We start from the raw sequence: 17,426 nt of genomic DNA, 5'->3' as shown, positions 1-17,426 counted from the left end.
ATAGACTCGAGCCTATGCGAGTCCATGTTGCAGACCACCCGCTCATCACCCACAAGCTGACGGTGCTCCGCGACAAGGACACCCCGTCGCCGGTCTTCCGGGCACTGGTCGAAGAGCTGATGACGCTCCTCGCCTACGAGGGCACGCGCGGCGTGCGCGTCGAGCCGGTCGACATCGTGACGCCCGTGGCGCCCACGACGGGCGTGCGCATCGCCGACCCGAAGCCGCTCATCGTGCCGATCCTGCGCGCCGGCCTCGGCATGCTCGAGGGCATGGTCAAGCTGCTGCCGAGCGCCGAGGTCGGATTCCTCGGCATGGCGCGCAACGAAGAGACGCTCCAGCCCACGACGTACGCCGAGCGCCTGCCCGACGATCTCTCCGACCGGCAGTGCTTCGTGCTCGACCCGATGCTCGCCACGGGCGGGTCGCTCGCGGCCGCGATCGAGTTCCTGCTGGCGCGCGGGGCGACGGATGTCACGGCGATCTGCATCCTCGCCGCGCCCGAGGGGCTCGCCTTCGTCGAAGAGCAACTGCACGGTCAAGACGTCACCGTCGTGCTCGGCGCGCTCGACGAGCGGCTCAACGAGCACGGGTACATCGTGCCCGGCCTCGGCGACGCGGGCGACCGCCTGTACGGAACGGTCTAGACTCCGCGGCATGCGACCGCACTTCCGAAGGATCTTCGGTCGCTCCGCGTATTTTCGGCAGCCAGACTGCAGAAGATTTTTTTCATCATGCTCTTCTCGCAGATTCTTTGCATCGCAGGGTCGGGTTCCCCGATCCTGCCGCATGACGTGCCCGCACCTGCACCGTCTGCGGCGTCACACCACGTCATGCCCGCGTCACGGATTGACACATCACGAGTCGTCGGATTGACTATCGCTCATGACTGACACCGCACGCTCCCTGATCGCCCCCGAGGCCCTCAGGACGACCGACATGATGATGTCGGCCCGTGCGCCCATGTGTTGTCGAATGTGCCGCTGACCCGCGACCTTCCCGCCGAGTCCCAGTAGCCGAACCGCTCTCGTTCGGCCCGGACTCCCGAACCTTCCACAGGTTCGCATTCGGCCCCCGGGCCTTCGCCACACCCCGCAGAGGGGTGTTCGCCGCACCGTCTTCATCGCAAGGAATCCATCATGTCTCTCGCCATCGCTCCCGCCCGCACCGTCGCCGCCCGCACCGAGGCCCGTATCGACGCCCCTCGCATCGACGCACCCCGCATCGCCGGCACGACCCTCCGCAGCGCGGCACCGCTCGCCGCCGCCCCCGCATCGCAGGTCGCCCCGGCCGCCGAGCGCCCCGCAGCACCCCGTGTGCGCGCCGTCCCCGACGGCACCGAGGCCCGCGGCTTCGTGCTCTACGTCGGCATCGACGAGTCGAAGGCCGACGCCGACGGCACCACCCTGCACCGCATCGTCGAGGCGCTCCGCGCCCTCACCGGCGAGATCGCCCCGTCTGCCGAGACCTACGCCGCCGTCGCCCTGGCGCCGGCCGGCGCCGGCGGTCGCGACGTCGACGTCGTGCGACTCGCCCTGCAAGACCCGGCCGCGCTCGCCAAGCAGCGCGACACGGGCGAGGCCCGCAACGACACCGACCGCCACCCCAACGGCGTCATCATCGACATCTCGCGCAAGCGGGTGCTCCTCGACGGCGAGCCCGCCGGCCTCACGTACAAGGAGTTCGAGCTGCTCCAGTTCCTCGTGCTCCGCGAGGGGCGCACCATCGACCGCCACGAGCTGATCGAGAACCTCTGGTCCGCCGAAGACGAGGTGCCGAGCGAGCGCACGATCGACGTGCACGTGCGGCGCCTGCGTTCCAAGCTCGCCCACTATCAGGACATCGTGCGCACGGTCCGCGGCATCGGCTACCGGTTCGACCGGCACGCCGACGTCTCGATCCGCCAGGCCTCGACGCCCTCGCCCGACCTCTACTGAGCCGGGCGCGGGCCTCGCGGCCGGTACGCCAGGTAGGCCACGCCACCCGAGAAGCGGCGCTCGTCGACGAGTTCGAGGTCGAGTCGCAGTCCATCGGGAATCGCGCGCAGCCCGCCGCCGACCACCACCGGTGAGAGGTACAGGCGCACCTCGTCGACCATGTCGGCGCGCAGTGCGCGCGCGGCGAGGGTCGGCCCCGAGATCGAGACGTCCAGAGCGGATGCCGCGACCAGGCGCCCGACCTCGTCGACATCGAACACGCGCTCGATTCGGGTGCGCTCGCTGCTCACGGCGTCGAGCGTGCTCGCGTAGACGACCTTGTCGGTGGCCCGCCACAGCTCGGCGAACTCGCGGATCACCTCGGGCTCGCCCTCGACGTCCAGGTGCTCCCACACCCGGAGCACCTCGTACATGCGCCGCCCGAGCAGCATCGTGCCGACCTCGCGCTGCTGGGCGTTGACGGCCGCGTGCACCTCTTCGTCGGGCGCCGACCAGTCGAACCCGCCATCGGCGTCGGCCATGTAGCCGTCGAGCGACGCGATCGCCGTGTAGATGAGCCGTCCCATGGAGGCACCCCCTCGCCCGAGATCCTCGCGCACGCGGGCGGATGCCGCAACGAGACCGCGCTCGACGGGTACCGCGGAGGTCCGGGATGCGCGAGACTGCTCTCATGCCGCTCGATCGAGCATTCGTCGGACGACAGCCCGAGCTCGAGTCCTTCGACGCGCGCTGCGCGCAAGCGGGCTCGGGCGGGTCGGCGCTCGTCATCGAGGGCGATCCCGGCGTCGGAAAATCGGCCCTGGTCGACGAGTACGAGCGACGTGCACGCGAACGGGGCCTGCGCGTGCTCCGGACCACCGGCACGCCCGACGAGTCCGCGACTCCGTTCTCGGGGCTGCATCTCCTGCTCCATCCGCTGCAGGAGCACATTCCGGCGTTGCCCCAGCCGCAGCGCGAAGCCCTGGAGGTCGCGTTCGGCGTGCGTGCCGGGGCGATGCCGACCACGTTCCTCGCCGGGGTCGCGGCCCTGACGCTGATCACCGACGCGGCGAGGGTGAGCCCCCTGCTCGTGATCGGCGAGGACCTGCACTGGATCGACGCCGCCTCCCGGCAGACGCTGCTCATGGTCGCCCGACGCATCTCGTCGGATCCGATCATCGTGGTCATGACCTCGCGGGTCGGCCGCGACGCCGTCGAGGCGGAGCTGATCGAGCGCATCCATCTCGCCCCGCTCAGCTTCATCGACGCCAACCGGCTTCTCGACAGCCGTCCCGACCGGCCCGGTGCCACGGATCGGCGCGTGCTGCTCGAGCTCGCGGACGGCAATCCGCTCGCGCTGGTCGAACTGCCCATCGTCGACGTGCGCACGGCCGAACTCGACGTCGTGCCCCTCACCCGCCGACTCGAGCTGGCCTTCGTCGGACGGTACTCCGAGCTGCCACGGCCCACGAGGCTCGGCGTGCTCGCGGGCGCGCTGGGATGCGATTCGATCGACGAGACGGCGGCCGCCGTCGGACTCGTCCTCGGCGGATCGCCGCCGCAAGACCTGCTCGGCCCCGCGATCGCGGCCGGACTGATCGATCCGGCACAACGTCGCATGGGCTTCCGGCATCCGCTCGTGCGTTCCGCGATCGCCGGCGCGGCCGAGTCGTCGGAGCGGTCGGCGGTGCTCCGTGCGCTGGTCGAGACGATTCCCGAAGGCCCCCGCACGGTGTGGTGGCGTGCCGACCTCGCGTCGGGCAGCGACCACCGGCTTGCCGCCGAGTTGGCGCAGATCGGCGACGCGAGCATCGCCGGCGGCGACGCGGCGACCGCGATGCGCGCATTCTGCCGCGCGGCCGAGCTCACGGCCACGTCTCCGATGCGCATCGACCTCCTGCTCCGCGCGGCGGAGGCGGCCGTCCGCTCCGGCGCGCCGAGGGTCGCATTCGGGCTCCTGAACGAGGTCGACGCCGAAACGGACGACCCGCGCGCACGCTCGCGGTCCGCCTGGCTGCGCGAGCTGCAGCCCGTCGAGGAATCGGCGCTCTCGCGCGGCGACCTGCGACCGGCGCTCTCCGCCATCGAGGGGATGCGCCGGGCGGGTGACGCCGAGGCCGCGCTGGATGCCCTGCTGCATCTGGCCTCGATCGCGTGGGACCACGCCGCAGAAGCCAGCCCGGGCACCCTGATCGATGAGGCGGCACGCGCCTTCCGGCTCGATCCCGACGAGCCACGCGCCCTCCTCCTCGCCGCCGTGTCGCGGCCGGCCGAGCGAGGCGACGACGTCATCGCGCGAATCCGGGGCCGGGCCGCGATCGCAACCGAGGACGCGATCGGGGCGTGGTACCTCGGCTACGCCCTCAACCTCTGCGGGGAGATCGACCCGGCGGCCGAGTACCTGCAGCGCGCGGTCGACGGATTCCGATCCAGGGGCGACCGCGCACTGCTGCCGCACGCCCTGATGGGCCTGGCGTGGATCTGCTTCCTCCAGGGGCGGTTCGCGCACGGACGGGCGAACATCGGCGAATGCCTCACGATCGCGATCGACATGGAGGATCCGGGCCTCGGGGCCGCCGCGCGGGTGGCCCTCGCGTGGTACGACGCGCTCGACGGCATCACGCCCGACGCCCGGGCGATCGCCGACTCGTCTCCGGTCGCGGCCCTCGTGCTCGAGTCCCAGTCGCCCCGCGCGACGCTCGTCTTCGCCGAGGGCATGGCCGCGGTCGTGACCGGACGGCCTCGTGAGGCCGAGACGCTGCTGCGACGCCTGACCGATCCGACCGACGTCGTGTTCCACCTGATGTTCCGGATCGTGTCGCTGCCGGACCTCGTGCAGGCGTTCCTGCTGGCGGGAGATCGGTCGACGGCCGAGGCCGAGGTCGCCGCGATCGCCGCGATCCACGACGGCTGGCATGCACCGGTGCTCGAATCCGTGCTCGGCTTCGCCCGCATCGCGCTCACCGAGGACGCACGACTCGCCGAGGCATCCGCCGCCCTCGAGCACCACCCGCTGTCGATCCCCTTCCTGCAGGCGCGGGCCCACCTGCTGATCGGCGCACGCCTGCGCCGGCTCCACCGGTTCTCGGAATGCCGGAGGCACCTGAACCTCGCCCTCGGCCTGTTCGAGGAGTTCCCGGCCGAGAGGTGGGCGGAGCGCACCCGCGACGAGCTGCGCGCCTCCGGCGAGCGGCTTCGCGACGCCAAGCCATCGGGAACCCATGTGCTGACGCCCCAGGAGCTCCGCGTGGCCGAGCTCGCGGCCGACGGCCTCACCAATCGTGAGGTCGCGGAGCGGCTCTTCCTCTCGCCGCGGACGATCGGGGCCCATCTGTACGCGGCGTTCCGAAAGCTCGGCATCACCGGGCGCGAGCAGTTGCGACAGGCACTCGAGTCCGAGTGATCCGCGGCACCGACCGGGTGCAGGTCTCGAATCTAGGTATGGGCGACCGATGCGCGGCGTCCGCCTCCGGCGTTGACTTGCCGACATCCGCATCTGCACACCCACCCCGAGGAGTTGCCATGTCATTGACGAATCACGAGCTGGCCGAGATCGAACGGGCCAACGCATCCGGCCTGACGCCGGTGGTCTTCATCCACGGACTCTGGCTGCTCTCCAGCAGCTGGGATCGCTGGCGCGCGCGTTTCGAGGAAGCCGGCTTCACCACGATCGCGCCCGGCTGGCCCGATGACCCCGAATCGCTCGAGGACGCGCGCGCGAACCCGGATGCCTTCGCCCAGAAGATGGTGCAGGAGGTCACCGACCACTACCTCGAGGCCATCGCGGCGCTGACGGCCGTTCCCGCGGTCGTGGGCCACTCGTTCGGCGGCCTGATCGCGCAGAAGATCGCGGGCACCGGCAGCTCGATCGCCACCGTCGCCGTGGACCCCGCGCCGTTCCAGGGCGTGACCTCCGTGCCGACCTCGTCCTTGAAGTCCTCGGCACCGGTCGTCGGGCACCTGAGCAGCCTGAAGCACGGCGTCACCCTCTCGTTCGAGGACTTCCAGTACGGCTGGGCGAACGCGCTCGATGAGGCCGAAGCCCGTGAACTCTACGACGAGTTCCACGTCGCGGCGGCCGGGAACCCGATCTTCCAGGTCGTCACGGCCAACCTCAACCCGTTCAGCGAGACGAAGGTCGACACGAAGAACCCCGACCGCGGACCCCTGCTGATCATCGGAGGCGAGGTCGACCACACGGTCCCGGTCAAGCCCACCGAGCAGGCGTTCAAGATCCAGTCGAAGAATCCGGGGACGACGGAGATCCTCATCCTCCCGAATCGCGGCCACTCGCTCACCATCGACCACGGGTGGGCGGAGGTCGCCCAGGCGTCGCTCGACTTCATCACCCGGGTGGGCGCGGTGGCGGCACCGAGATGACGGAGGTCGCCGCACGCACGTCGTTCGACGGCACCCGTGCGATCGTCACCGGAGCGAGCAAGGGCATCGGCCTGGCCGTGGTCGAGGCGCTCGTCGCCGGCGGGGCGCACGTGATCGCCGGAGCGCGATCGAGCTCGGTGCGCATCGGCGAGCTCGTCGCGCAGGGGTCTGTCACGTTCGTGGCCGCCGATCTCGGCACGGCCGACGGCCCGGCGTCGCTCGTCGCGGCCGCCGACGGACCGATCGACGTGCTCGTCAACAACGTGGGCGGCGCTCCGGCCAGAACCGAGGGATTCCTCGCCATCTCGGATGCCGAATGGCTGCACACGCTCGAGCTGAACTTCCTGGCGGCGGTTCGCATGACACGAGCCGTCATTCCGCGCATGCTCGACGGCGGTGGCGGCTCGATCGTCAACGTCGTCTCGGTGAACGCGGAGCTGCCCGACCCGGCGGTGCTGGACTACAGCGCCGCGAAGGGCGCCCTGGCGAACTTCACGAAGGGGATCTCAGCGGAGTTCGGCGGGCGTGGCATCCGCTCGAATGCCGTCAATCCCGGACCGGTCTCGACCGACCTCTGGCTCGGTGCCGGCGGCATCGCCGACCGCCGGAGCCGCGCCGACGGCGGCAGCCCGACCTCGATCGCCGACCTCGCCGTCGCCGGCTCGGCCACCAGGCGCTTCAGTACTCCGAAGGAGGTCGCAGACCTCGTGGCGTTCCTCGCGGGCGATCGCGCAGGCAACATCACCGGTGCCGGCTTCCGGATCGACGGCGGTCTCGTCAGCACGATCTGAACGGCGGAACGCCCTTCGGAACACGCTTTCAGAAAAATCACAGAACGATAACTAGCGCCCGTTACCGATCCGTTATATATTCGGTTGTGCACCGACTGTTTGCTGTGGCGGTCGGTGCGGAATGTGATTGCAGGACACTCTTGGTGCAAGGGTGAGGGTCGGTCGTCAGCCTCTACGACCGGCCCTCACCCATTTCCGTCACCGGTTATCCCTATTCTGGAAACCGGTCCGTGATCACGTCGCTTCGGACCATCGAACTCGTCCGCGTGCCGAAGGGATCCCCGTGACCGACCGAGCGATCGCCGTCGCCGCCTGGGAGTCCCTGTTCCGCGCGCAGGTCACGGTGATCCGAACGCTCTCCGAGAGCTTCCCGAGCGAACTCATCTCGCTCAACGAGTACGACGTGCTCTTCAACATCTCGCGCGCTCCCGGTCGTCGCCTGCGCCTCAAAGACCTGAACCGCTCGGTGCTCATCAGCCAGCCGAGCGTCAGCCGCATGCTCGACCGGCTCTCGAGCCGCGGGCTCGTCAGCAAGGTGCCCGACCCCGACGACGGGCGTGGCACCATCGTCTCGATCACCGAAGACGGCTTCTCGCTCTACCGGCAGGTCGCCTACCAGCACATCACCGCGATCGAGCAGGCCGTCGGGGCCGGGCTCGGCGACGACGAGCTCCTCACGCTGACCGACCTCTGCCGCCGCATGCGGCTCGCGATCGCCGACCCGCTCGTCGGCGAGCGCGGCGCGACCGCGCCGGGCACCACCGCCGGCCCGACCTCGACCTGAGCCGTTCGCATGCGTCGGATCCTGTTCGCCGTGCTCGGCTGCCTGCTCAGCGTCATCGTCGGCGCCGTCATCGTGCGCGTCGGCCTCGACTGGGCCGATACGTTCGAGTACAGCTCCGCATCGGAGGTTCGTTACCTCGTGATCGCCGCCATCGCCCTCATCGTCGCGATCGGCGGCTCCGTGGCATCCGCCCTCTTCTTCCTGCGTCGCGGCCACCGGCGGCGCCACGACGGCTGAACACGCCGGCCCGCGAGATGGTGCGCGCGAGACAGTGGGGCGGGAACCCTACCTCCCACCCCACTGCGGCCTCATGGAGGCCTCCCCCTACCGAGCGACCCGAACTGAGCTCGGTGAGGCGTTCCAGAGGAAGTGATGGTGATCAGTCCCCGATTCGCGCACGGCGATTCGGACGGGTCGGGCCGACTCTGGGTTGCTCGAATGCTATCCGCGCGGGGCGTATTGCGCAGTGCCCCGTATGAGGGTCAATCCGGGAGGTCGACGGATGCCTCGTAGCCGGGGTGTCGTCGCAGGTACTCGGCGATGAACGGACATTTCGGCACGATGCGGTCGCCGCGGGCGACGGTGTCGTCGAGGGCGAACCTCGCCAGGCGGCTTGCGAGACCGCGCCCCTCGAACTCTGGATGCACGATCGTGTGCGTGAAGACCGTGCGACCGGGCCTCGCGACGAACACGGCGATGCCGGCCTGCACCCCGCCGACCGTCAGCTCGTAGCGGTGGGCGTCGTCGTCCCGCACGATCTCGACCTCGTCGGCCGGTTCGCTCGCATTCATGCCAGCTCCATTCGTCGTGGTTCCATCCTGTCATCCGGAGGCTCGCCGTCGGCCGGTGCGACGACCTCTGGCAGATGGACTCGCGGACCCCTTCGCGCGGTGGCCTCGCCCGCGCGAGGGCGCGGCGACGGCACCCGGCGCCGGATCCCCGACGTGGCCCGCCCGACGACGCGCCCGGCGGCGATGCCGTCGGCCACCCGGCGCTTGGCGACGTGCACGGCCTCGAGCGCGAGGCCCGCGGCATCCGCTGCACCGGCGCGGAGCGCGCCAGGCTCGCGCGGGGTCATAGTGAGCGACATGAGCCAGACGAAGATGAGCGCGAACGCGACGATCTCGAAGACGGTGAGGCTCACGAGCCTGACGCCGTCGTAGAGCCCCATGGCCATGGCCTCGACGAGCACGAGCGAGAACGAGAGCACGATCAGCCGCTTCGGCGCGGCGGGCACGAGCAGTCGGAACCCGATCGCCGGGAGCGCGAAGCTCACGGCCGCCCCGAGCGCGAAGGCGTTGTGCAGGTCGGTCGCGGTGTCGATGGGCACGAGTCCGACGCCCATCAGGCAGGCTCCGATCGCGACGATGCACAGCCGGAGGATGCGCATGCCGGCCGGACTCGAACCGAAGCGCGGCGCAGCCAGGCCGGCGGTCAGCGTGCGGGCGAGCAGCGCCATCGACAGCCCGGAGAGCACCGCACCGGCGTTGAAGTAGAAGGCGGCCGCGTCGTCGGTCGTGCCGAGCGTGCTGAAGTTGAGGTCCCACCAGGGGCCGGTCGCGGTCGTGCTCATGCTCGTGATCGCCGCCGTGGCGAGCAGCAGCGCCGCGAGGTTGAACGTGCGGTAGGCGTGATCGTGCACGGCGACGCGGTGGAGGCAGAAGACCGCGACCGCGAGCCCTCCGCCCAGCACGACGGCGACGCCCCACTGCCCGCCCGGCAGGGGCAGGAACGCCGCGGCGGAGAAGTGCACGCCGAGCGCCGCGACCGCGAACCACGATCCGGCGGCGAGCGCCGCGCGGTTGCCGGGCGTCGACCGCATGCCGAGGCGGTGCAGGATCTCGATGCCCCTCGCGGACGCGGACGCGATCCCCAGCGCTGCGAACGCCAACGCGCCGGCCGTGGCGCCGAGCAGGATCGCACCGGCCTGCCGGTCGTGCCAGGCCGCGTCGACCGGCGCGCCGAGGCGAGGGGCGAAGAGCTGGAAGACCGCGACCCCGAGCAGCAGGGCGATGAGCGTCACGAGCACCCGCCGCATGACGGATGCCGCGATGCCGTCGCGAATGGCCGAGAGTCGCCTGCGCGCTTCGAGCCGACGGGCCGCGCGGTCGCGAAGGGTCGCGTCGAGCGCGCGCGACGAATGCACGATGGAGGAGGCGGTCGCCCGAACCGGCGCCGCCCGGAGGCCCCCGAAGACCCGTGCACCCATTTTGCCGAGCCCTCATGGTCCGGTTACATCACGGTCAGTAGCTCCGAGCGTAACCGCGGCCGATCTCACAGACCAAGGCCGGATTGTGCAACGAAACCCGTTGTTCAGCAGATCCACAGGCAGGGAGCGCTCTCACGCCGGTCGAGGGGACGGGGAGGGTCACCCGCGGCCGCATCTGCTTGAATGGCCCACATGCCCGCAACACCGCCTCCGACGACCGGCGGCCGCTGATGCGGATCTCCGCTCGCGCCGACTACGCCGTGCGCGCGGCCCTCATGCTCGCCGCGGCACCCGATGGCGCACTCGTCTCGTCGGAGTCCATCGCGACCGCCGAGGAGATCCCGGCGAGCTTCCTCGAGGGCATCCTCACGAGCCTCAGGCGCGCGGGCATCGCCGAGAGCCGGCGCGGTGCGAACGGCGGGTTCCGGCTCGCGCGCGACGCGGCATCCGTCTCGATCGCCGACGTGGTGCGCGCCGTCGACGGGCCGCTCGTGTTCGTGCGCGACTCGCGGCCCTCCGACCTGCGGTACACGGGTGCCAGCACGGGCCTGCTCGACGTGTGGGTCGCGCTCCGTGCGAGCGTGCGCTCGGTGCTCGAGGAGACCTCGCTCGCCGCCGTCGTCTCGGGCGGCCTGCCCGATCACGTGCGCCGGCTCGCCGACGACCCGTCGGCCTGGCACAGCCCCGACGCCCGCGGCTGAAGCCCGGCTCGAGGCATCCGCCCGCGAACGCCTCGCCGACGTCAGTTGTTCCCCCATGACGTCATGCGACGACACGTGACGACTTGTCGCTTGTCGCCGCCGACGCGCCGCCAATAGATTCCCGAGTACTCCAGTTGGATTCCTCGGAAAGCAGGCATGATGCAGACCCTCGTACTCCTGGCCCTCGTCGGGTTCGCCGCCCAACTCGTCGACGGCGCGCTCGGCATGGCGTACGGCGTCACGTCGACCACGCTGCTGCTCGCGATCGGCGCCAACCCGGCTTCGGCGAGCGCGTCGGTGCACCTCGCCGAGATCGGCACGACGCTCGCCTCGGGCGTCTCGCACTGGCGCTTCGGCAACGTCGACTGGAAGGTCGTGCTGCGCATCGGCATCCCCGGCGCGATCGGTGCCTTCCTCGGCGCGACGGTGCTGTCCTCGCTCTCCACCGACGAGGCGAAGCCGATCATGGCCGGCATCCTGCTCGCCCTCGGCGCCTACCTGCTCGTGCGCTTCACGTTCCGCTCGCTGCCCAAGGTGAACTCGGCGAAGCCGCTGCGCCTGCGCTTCCTCGCCCCGGTCGGCCTCGTCGGCGGCTTCCTCGACGCGACCGGCGGCGGCGGATGGGGCCCGGTCGGCACGCCCGCCCTGCTCGCGAGCGGCCGCATCGAACCGCGCAAGGTCATCGGCTCGATCGACACGAGCGAGTTCCTCGTCTCGGTCGCGGCGAGCATCGGCTTCCTCATCGGGCTCGGTTCCGGCGGCTTCGACCTCGGCTGGGTGCTCGCGCTCCTCATCGGCGGTGTGGCGGCCGCACCCCTCGCCGCCTGGCTCGTGCGCAAGCTCCCCCCGCGCCTGCTCGGCTCGCTCGTCGGCGGACTGATCGTCTTCACGAACGCCCGCACCATCCTCATCGTCGCCGAGGCCTCGGCCGCCGTCACCGCGGGCGTGCTCATCGGCATCGTCGTGCTCTGGGCCGCCGCCGTCACGTTCGCGGTGCGCACGCTCCGCGCCGACCGCAGGGCCGAGGCCGAAGCAGCGGCAGCCGAAGCGGCAGCAGCAACCGAAGCGGATGCCTCGGGTTCGACCCCCGCCGACGGCGAGCCGCTCGTCGACTCGGCCGTGCCCGCGGGCGCCGACCCCCGCTGAGCCCGCCCTGCTGAGCCCGCCCCCGCTGAGTCTCCGCACGAACTGAGTCTCCGCACGACCTGTCTGCCGGATTCGGACTATCGGCGGCACGCCGTTCTCGAGCTTCGAGATTCGCGGCGTGTCGCCATATCTCCGAATCCGGCAGATTGTTCTGTCCGTGCCGCCTCGGCCGAGACGCGAATCGGACTTGACAGCACGCGACTACTCTTGCGAAAGTAGTCGCGTGTCAGCGATCCGTCTCTACGTCCTCAGCTCGCTCGTCGAGCGCGGCCCGATGCACGGTCACGCGCTGCGCAACCTGGCTGAGCAGGAACACGTGCACGAGTGGACCGACATCTCCGTCGGCGCCCTGTACGGCGCACTCAAGCGCATGCTCGCCGATGGCGTCGTCGCGATCGAGCGCACAGAGCAGAACGGCAAGTATCCGGCCCGGCAGGTCTACCGGGTCACCGAATCGGGCGTGGCCGCCCTGCACGAGATCCGCGTGGGCATGTTCCGCACGCTCGAAACGCGGCCGGATCCGTTCGACCTCGCGTTCTCCCGTCTCGATCCCGAGCGCGTCGACGAACTCGCGGGCGCGCTCACCGCCCGCCTGGATGCCTATCGCGCCCTGCTCGACGAGAGCCGGCGCCGGCTCGAGCGGATCGACCAATACCTGTGGCGTGCCGAGCATCTGGCGCTGGAGCACAAGCTCCGCAGGCTCGAGACCGAGGTCGCGTGGCACGAGGGGTTGATCACCCAGATTCCCGAACTCATCGAAGACGAGTTGGAGCGCCGCCGCCGCAAGGGCGAGAAGGTCGCCGTCACCCACGAATCCTCCGAAGAAGTGGAGAAGCCATGACCGATCCGACCTTGCGCGCCGAGCAACCGGGACCGCCGCCGTGGACCGCGCCTCCAGGGGTGACCGCCACCAGATCATGGGCTGCGTTCGCGGTGCTGCTCATCGGCGCATTCATGGCGCTGCTCGACACGACGATCGTCAATGTCGCGCTGCCGACCATCCGCGACGCGATCGACGCCGACGAGGCGACGCTGGCGTGGATCATCTCCGGCTACGCACTCGCGTTCGGACTGGCCCTGATCCCCGCCGGGCGCATCGGCGATCGCGTCGGCCACAAGTGGGTGTTCTTCTTCGGTCTCGCCCTCTTCACCGCCGCCAGCCTCGCGTGCGGACTCGCGCAGAGCCCCACCGAGTTGATCATCGCCCGAGTCGTCCAGGGCCTCGGCGGCGGCATCTTCTTCCCCGCGGTGACAGCGTTCGCCCAACTGCTCTTCTCGCCACGGGTGCGCGGCAAGGCGTTCGCGATCATGGGTGCGGTCATCGGCGTCTCGACGGCGCTCGGCCCGATCGTCGGCGGCCTGTTGATCCAGGCGCTCGGTGAAGAGACCGGCTGGCGCTGGATCTTCGCCGTCAACATCCCGATCGGCATCGCCGCCTTGATCCTCGCGGCCATCCTGATCCCCGCCGTGAAGACCGGCCACACGTCGGCGACCGACCTCGTGGGTCTGCTCCTGCTCGCGACCGGCATCACGGCGATCCTCGTACCGCTCATCCAAGGGCAGGACGAAGGCTGGCCGGCATGGACGTTCCTCTCGCTCGCGGGCGGCGTGGTCGTGCTCGTGCTGTTCTGGTTCTGGGAGTCAGCGCTCGAGCGCCGCGGCGTGTCGCCGCTCGTGCCACCGCGCCTGTTCTCGCACCCGCAGTTCACGGGCGGAACCGTCCTGGCCCTCGTCTACTTCGCGGCGTTCACGAGCATCTTCTTCGTGATCGCGTTGCTCTGGCAGGCGGGCCTCGGCCACACGGCACTCGAGTCGGGCCTGTTGACGGTCCCGTTCGCTATCGGCAACATCGCCGGAGCCGCCTTCAGCGATCGGCTCACGACGCGGCTCGGCCGAGGCGTGCTCCTCACCGGCACCGCGATGGTCGTGGTCGGACTCGGCGTGCTGTGGTTCATGCTGTTCACCGTGCCGGCTGTCGACCTCACCCCGTGGCTGCTGCTCGCACCGCTCCTCGTTGCGGGTGTCGGAAACGGCCTGTTCATCGCACCCAACGCACGCTTCATCGTGGCGACCGTCCGCAACGAGGAGGCGGGTGCTGCCAGCGGGGTCATCGGCACCGTGCAACGCATCGGATCCGCGATCGGCATCGCCGTGGTCTCCAGCGTGCTGTTCGCCGTCGCCGATGTCGAGGGCATCCCCGACGACATCGCGGCAGCCCTGCGAACGGGAGACTTCGCCTCGCCGGATGCGGCCGCCTCGTCCGTGCTCGCCGAGCACTTCGTGCCCGCCGCGGCCGCCGCGATCGGACTCAGCCTGGTGTTCGCGATCATCTCGTTCGCGCTCGTCTGGGTGCTGCCGAAGCGCACATCACTCCATTGACGCGTGGGGTTGTGGGCACGCGTAGCGGCCCGGCGCGTGGCGGCCGGCGCGTGGCGGCCCGGCGCATGGCGGGCGATGGGCCCCGACACGACGACGTCGTTCGGAGAAGACGAAAACGGCCCGCTTTCGCGAGCCGCTTTCCTACTGTCTCAACCAGTTCTGTTGCTGAGCAAGTGCGCCCGGAGGGATTCGAACCCCCAACCTTCTGATCCGTAGTCAGATGCTCTATCCGTTGAGCTACGGGCGCATGCGCTTCGAAAAGCGCAGTTTCTGTGCTGTCTCCAGCGCAGGCAACCCCGTTACTCTATCCCACCCGTCGCGCCGGCGCCAATCGAGCAGCCAGGCGGCCCCGGCACTCACAGCCTCTCTTCAGCAGCCTCGCCCCGGGCGGCATCGAGGGCCGCGAGCTGCCGCTTGAGGGCGACCTGCCGGTACGAGGTCTCGATGAGCTCGGCGAGCAGCTGCCAGTCGGTGGCGGGCGCGTCGAGGTCGGTGCCCACCCAGTGGTTGCGGTCGAAGTAGGGCACGCCGTAGAAGCGGTCGTCCTGCACGAGGGCGCGGTGCTCTTCGGGGTCGGTCTTCACGACGATCGAGAACGGCCGCTCCATGTGCGCGCCGACGTAGGTGAAGATCGGCTTGCGGGCCCGGAACGTGGGCCTGCCCCACGCCTCGACCTCGACCGCCTCGGGCAGTGCGAGGCAGAGCTCGCGCACGCGCTCCACGAGCGGATGCCGCGGGTCGACGACCTGGGGATGCTCCACGCCGGGCAGCCTACGCCGACCCCGCGACATCCGTCATCGAACGCGACGTCAGGCCGCCCCGCGACATCCGCCGCCGATCGGTTGCGAACTCAGGACGCGACGCCCAGGCACCGGCGTGGCGACGCCCGTTGCACGGCGTGTCGGGCGACTATCCTGAATTGCCGACCGCATCGATCACGCTCGAGCGCGACGACAGGCCGCGCCGCGACACCGGCCGGCGACACCGGCCCGCGGCATCCACAGGCCGAACGACAGGCCGAACGACCGGCTGAACGACACGAAACGTGCACCGCGAACCGGCTCAGCCCTTGACCGCCCCGCCCAGCCCGGCGCCGCGCAGGAACAGCCGCTGGAAGATGAGGAACAGCACGACGGGGATGATCGTCGAGATCGCGAGCGCGGCGAGGAACACGTCGAGCTCGGTCTGCGACTGCACGGCCGGCAGGCGCACCGACAACGGCTGCACGGCGGGGTCGGGGAGCACGAGCAGCGGCCAGAGGAAGTCCTTCCAGGCCGCGATCACCGCGAACACCGACACGACGCCGAGGATGGGCTTGGACATCGGCAGCACGATCGACCAGAACACCCGGAAGGGGCCGGCGCCGTCGGTGCGGGCCGCCTCGAACACCTCGCGCGGCAGCGAGTCGAAGAACCGCTTGACGAGCAGGATGTTGAACGCGTTCGCCGCCGCCGGCAACCACACGGCCCAGTACGTGTTGAGCAGCGACACGTCGAACACCGGGATGTGCAGGATCGTCAGGTACAGCGGCACCAGCAGCACGACCGCCGGGATGAACAGGGTCGCGAGCACGAGCCCGTTCAGGATCGGCGCGTACCTCGGGCGCAGCACCGACAGCGCGTAGCCGGCCGTCGTCGCGATGAGCAGCTGGAAGAACCACGACCCGGCCGCGACGTACAGCGTGTTCATGAAGTACTGGTCGATGTGGACGTCGTTCCACGCCTGCTCGAGGTTCGCCCAGTCGATGCCGTTGGGCCAGAGCGCGAACGGCTGGCTCAGCGTGTCCTGCGTGGGGGTGACCGCCGCCTTCGCGAGCCACAGCAGCGGCCCGAGTCCGGCGACCACGAGGCCGACGAAGAGGAACACGTGCACGCCCGACATCGAGGCGCGCACCCCGCGGCGGCGACGGTCGTGCCCGCTCAGGATGCTGCGGTCGGCGGCGTCGTCGGAGGCGTCCCGCTTCGCCCGGCGATTCGTCACGCCCTCGAGCTTCGCGCGCAGCGAGCGGGAGATCGGCGTCGTGGCGGGCCCGGAGGAGGGTGTCGTGGTCAATTCGTGCTCCAACGGTCGGTCAGCTTGAAGTACAGCCAGCTCAGGAGGCCGAGGAAGATCGCGAGCATGAGGCTCAGCGCGGTCGCCTCGCCGTAGGCGCCGCCGAGGCTGTTCTGGAACGCGTAGCGGTAGATCAGCAGCAGCACGGTCAAGGTCGCGTTGTTCGGACCGCCGCCCGTGAACAGGTACGGCTCGAGGAAGACCTGCGCGGTGCCGATGACCTGCAGGATCAGCATGATGAAGAGGATGCCGCGCAGCTGCGGCAGGGTGACGTGCCAGATCTTGCGCCAGATGCCGGCGCCGTCGACCTCGGCCGCGTCGTAGAGCTCCGGCGGCACCGCGATGAGTGCGGCGAGGTAGATGATGATCGAGCCGCCGGCCGCGGCCCAGGTCGCCTCGATCACGAGCGACGGCATCGCGGTGGCCGAGGACTGCAGCCAGGGTTGCGGCGGGATGCCCACCCAGCCGAGCACCGTGTTGAACACGCCGTCGGGGCTGGCGTTGTAGAACACCTTCCACAGCAGCACGGCGACGACGGGCGGCACGACCACGGGCAGGTAGGCGAGGGCGCTGTAGAGGCCCTTGCCCCGACGCACCTCGCTCATGAGCACGGCCATGATGATCGGCAGCGGGAAGCCGAAGAGGAGCGCGAGCGCCGCGAAGTAGGCGGTGTTCAGCACGGCGGTGCTGAGGTTCGGGTCGTTCAGCACTCGCGCGAAGTTGTCGAACCAGACCCACGTCGGCGTCGTGATGAGGTTCGTCTTCTGGAAGCTCATGACGACCGCGCGAGCGATCGGACCCCAGCTGAACACGCCGAAGACGATGAGCATCGGCGCGAGGAACGCGAGGTTCCAGAGGCCGCCGCCGCGCAGCCAGGTCATGGGCGAGCGTCGGCGCCGACGGGTCACGAGCGGTGGGGCCGGAGGCGGCGGGGCGTCGTCGGCCACGACCGCGGGTTCGCTGGTCATCGTCATCGGTGCTCCTTGTCGGAGGTGGTTCAGCGGGGGGGCGGATGTCTCGGGCGGATGCCGCGGGGCGGGTCGTGCTCGACGACCGGAAGCGGGCGGG

At 70.2% G+C, this 17,426-nt stretch carries 17 protein-coding genes and 1 tRNA gene; 11 read left to right on the top strand and 7 right to left on the bottom strand.

From position 1 onward, the window contains the following. Window positions 1-14: 14 nt before the first annotated feature. Entirely contained in the window at window positions 15-647 is a 633-nt protein-coding gene (gene upp, locus AC3IPY_RS01925) for a uracil phosphoribosyltransferase (protein ID WP_489186303.1), read from the top strand. Window positions 648-1,139: 492 nt separating this feature from the next. Next, window positions 1,140-1,937 carry a winged helix-turn-helix domain-containing protein gene (locus tag AC3IPY_RS01920; RefSeq protein WP_489186302.1) on the top strand — a complete coding sequence of 266 codons (798 nt, stop codon included), beginning with the start codon at window positions 1,140-1,142 and terminating at the stop codon, window positions 1,935-1,937. On the opposite strand, the gene AC3IPY_RS01915 is transcribed toward AC3IPY_RS01920, so the two are convergent. Further along, window positions 1,931-2,503, bottom strand: coding sequence for a dihydrofolate reductase family protein (locus AC3IPY_RS01915; protein WP_489186301.1), 573 nt, complete (start codon window positions 2,501-2,503; stop codon window positions 1,931-1,933). The two genes, AC3IPY_RS01920 and AC3IPY_RS01915, sit on opposite strands and share 7 nt — an antisense overlap. 104 nt (window positions 2,504-2,607) lie before the next feature. Here AC3IPY_RS01915 and AC3IPY_RS01910 point away from each other — a divergent pair, with 104 nt between their 5' ends. The 5 genes from AC3IPY_RS01910 to AC3IPY_RS01890 all read left to right on the top strand — a co-directional run bounded on the left by AC3IPY_RS01910 (window position 2,608) and on the right by AC3IPY_RS01890 (window position 8,108). Next, window positions 2,608-5,319 carry an AAA family ATPase gene (locus AC3IPY_RS01910; protein ID WP_489186300.1) on the top strand — a complete coding sequence of 904 codons (2,712 nt, stop codon included), beginning with the start codon at window positions 2,608-2,610 and terminating at the stop codon, window positions 5,317-5,319. A 119-nt stretch (window positions 5,320-5,438) separates the two neighbouring features. Next, window positions 5,439-6,296: an alpha/beta hydrolase gene (locus AC3IPY_RS01905; RefSeq protein WP_489186299.1), complete on the top strand. Its 858-nt coding sequence runs from the start codon at window positions 5,439-5,441 to the stop codon at window positions 6,294-6,296. Continuing rightward, window positions 6,293-7,087 carry an SDR family NAD(P)-dependent oxidoreductase gene (locus AC3IPY_RS01900; protein WP_489186298.1) on the top strand — a complete coding sequence of 265 codons (795 nt, stop codon included), beginning with the start codon at window positions 6,293-6,295 and terminating at the stop codon, window positions 7,085-7,087. Before AC3IPY_RS01905 ends, AC3IPY_RS01900 begins: the two co-directional genes overlap by 4 nt. Before the next feature lie 283 nt (window positions 7,088-7,370). Beyond that, window positions 7,371-7,871 (top strand): MarR family winged helix-turn-helix transcriptional regulator, encoded by a 501-nt coding sequence (locus AC3IPY_RS01895; protein ID WP_489186297.1) that lies wholly within the window; start codon window positions 7,371-7,373, stop codon window positions 7,869-7,871. 9 nt (window positions 7,872-7,880) lie between these two features. After that, window positions 7,881-8,108: a hypothetical protein gene (locus tag AC3IPY_RS01890; protein ID WP_489186296.1), complete on the top strand. Its 228-nt coding sequence runs from the start codon at window positions 7,881-7,883 to the stop codon at window positions 8,106-8,108. A 245-nt stretch (window positions 8,109-8,353) separates the two neighbouring features. Here AC3IPY_RS01890 and AC3IPY_RS01885 read toward each other — a convergent pair whose 3' ends face one another. Then, window positions 8,354-8,662: a GNAT family N-acetyltransferase gene (locus AC3IPY_RS01885; RefSeq protein ID WP_489186295.1), complete on the bottom strand. Its 309-nt coding sequence runs from the start codon at window positions 8,660-8,662 to the stop codon at window positions 8,354-8,356. Next, window positions 8,659-10,080, bottom strand: coding sequence for a hypothetical protein (locus AC3IPY_RS01880; protein ID WP_489186294.1), 1,422 nt, complete (start codon window positions 10,078-10,080; stop codon window positions 8,659-8,661). The genes AC3IPY_RS01885 and AC3IPY_RS01880 overlap by 4 nt, the downstream gene beginning before the upstream one ends. Before the next feature lie 230 nt (window positions 10,081-10,310). Between AC3IPY_RS01880 and AC3IPY_RS01875 the strand changes: the two genes are divergently transcribed. From AC3IPY_RS01875 to AC3IPY_RS01860, 4 genes are all read left to right on the top strand, one after another. Further along, window positions 10,311-10,781, top strand: a complete 471-nt coding sequence (locus AC3IPY_RS01875) for an RrF2 family transcriptional regulator (protein WP_489186293.1) — start codon at window positions 10,311-10,313, stop codon at window positions 10,779-10,781. A gap of 159 nt (window positions 10,782-10,940) precedes the next feature. Continuing rightward, the gene (locus tag AC3IPY_RS01870; RefSeq protein ID WP_489188409.1) at window positions 10,941-11,927 is read left to right on the top strand and encodes a sulfite exporter TauE/SafE family protein; all 987 of its coding nucleotides are present in this window, start codon (window positions 10,941-10,943) and stop codon (window positions 11,925-11,927) included. A 223-nt stretch (window positions 11,928-12,150) separates the two neighbouring features. Further along, window positions 12,151-12,768 carry a PadR family transcriptional regulator gene (locus AC3IPY_RS01865; protein ID WP_489186292.1) on the top strand — a complete coding sequence of 206 codons (618 nt, stop codon included), beginning with the start codon at window positions 12,151-12,153 and terminating at the stop codon, window positions 12,766-12,768. A 59-nt stretch (window positions 12,769-12,827) separates the two neighbouring features. Next, window positions 12,828-14,306 (top strand): MFS transporter, encoded by a 1,479-nt coding sequence (locus AC3IPY_RS01860; RefSeq protein ID WP_489186291.1) that lies wholly within the window; start codon window positions 12,828-12,830, stop codon window positions 14,304-14,306. A 174-nt stretch (window positions 14,307-14,480) separates the two neighbouring features. On the opposite strand, the gene AC3IPY_RS01855 is transcribed toward AC3IPY_RS01860, so the two are convergent. The 4 genes from AC3IPY_RS01855 to AC3IPY_RS01840 all read right to left on the bottom strand — a co-directional run bounded on the left by AC3IPY_RS01855 (window position 14,481) and on the right by AC3IPY_RS01840 (window position 17,332). Next, window positions 14,481-14,553 (bottom strand) — tRNA-Arg (locus AC3IPY_RS01855). 109 nt (window positions 14,554-14,662) lie between these two features. Beyond that, window positions 14,663-15,067, bottom strand: coding sequence for an MmcQ/YjbR family DNA-binding protein (locus tag AC3IPY_RS01850; protein WP_489186290.1), 405 nt, complete (start codon window positions 15,065-15,067; stop codon window positions 14,663-14,665). Between the two features lie 301 nt (window positions 15,068-15,368). Continuing rightward, window positions 15,369-16,358 carry a carbohydrate ABC transporter permease gene (locus tag AC3IPY_RS01845; RefSeq protein WP_489186289.1) on the bottom strand — a complete coding sequence of 330 codons (990 nt, stop codon included), beginning with the start codon at window positions 16,356-16,358 and terminating at the stop codon, window positions 15,369-15,371. Next, the gene (locus AC3IPY_RS01840; RefSeq protein WP_489186288.1) at window positions 16,355-17,332 is read right to left on the bottom strand and encodes a carbohydrate ABC transporter permease; all 978 of its coding nucleotides are present in this window, start codon (window positions 17,330-17,332) and stop codon (window positions 16,355-16,357) included. The genes AC3IPY_RS01845 and AC3IPY_RS01840 overlap by 4 nt, the downstream gene beginning before the upstream one ends. Window positions 17,333-17,426: the final 94 nt, after the last annotated feature.

This window comes from Agromyces sp. GL_144, from assembly GCF_057834305.1.
The sequence above is the reverse complement of the archived record's forward strand: the minus strand, read 5'-3'. Positions and strand labels throughout refer to the sequence as shown.

Coding starts and splice junctions, on each gene's coding strand:
- AC3IPY_RS01920 (WP_489186302.1), top strand. CDS start 1,140: ATGTCTCTCGCCATCGCTCCCGCCCGCACCGTCGCCGCCCGCACCGAG.
- AC3IPY_RS01900 (WP_489186298.1), top strand. CDS start 6,293: ATGACGGAGGTCGCCGCACGCACGTCGTTCGACGGCACCCGTGCGATC.
- upp (WP_489186303.1), top strand. CDS start 15: ATGCGAGTCCATGTTGCAGACCACCCGCTCATCACCCACAAGCTGACG.
- AC3IPY_RS01880 (WP_489186294.1), bottom strand. CDS start 10,080: ATGGGTGCACGGGTCTTCGGGGGCCTCCGGGCGGCGCCGGTTCGGGCG.
- AC3IPY_RS01875 (WP_489186293.1), top strand. CDS start 10,311: ATGCGGATCTCCGCTCGCGCCGACTACGCCGTGCGCGCGGCCCTCATG.
- AC3IPY_RS01915 (WP_489186301.1), bottom strand. CDS start 2,503: ATGGGACGGCTCATCTACACGGCGATCGCGTCGCTCGACGGCTACATG.
- AC3IPY_RS01905 (WP_489186299.1), top strand. CDS start 5,439: ATGTCATTGACGAATCACGAGCTGGCCGAGATCGAACGGGCCAACGCA.
- AC3IPY_RS01885 (WP_489186295.1), bottom strand. CDS start 8,662: ATGAATGCGAGCGAACCGGCCGACGAGGTCGAGATCGTGCGGGACGAC.
- AC3IPY_RS01890 (WP_489186296.1), top strand. CDS start 7,881: ATGCGTCGGATCCTGTTCGCCGTGCTCGGCTGCCTGCTCAGCGTCATC.
- AC3IPY_RS01910 (WP_489186300.1), top strand. CDS start 2,608: ATGCCGCTCGATCGAGCATTCGTCGGACGACAGCCCGAGCTCGAGTCC.
- AC3IPY_RS01840 (WP_489186288.1), bottom strand. CDS start 17,332: ATGACGATGACCAGCGAACCCGCGGTCGTGGCCGACGACGCCCCGCCG.
- AC3IPY_RS01870 (WP_489188409.1), top strand. CDS start 10,941: ATGCAGACCCTCGTACTCCTGGCCCTCGTCGGGTTCGCCGCCCAACTC.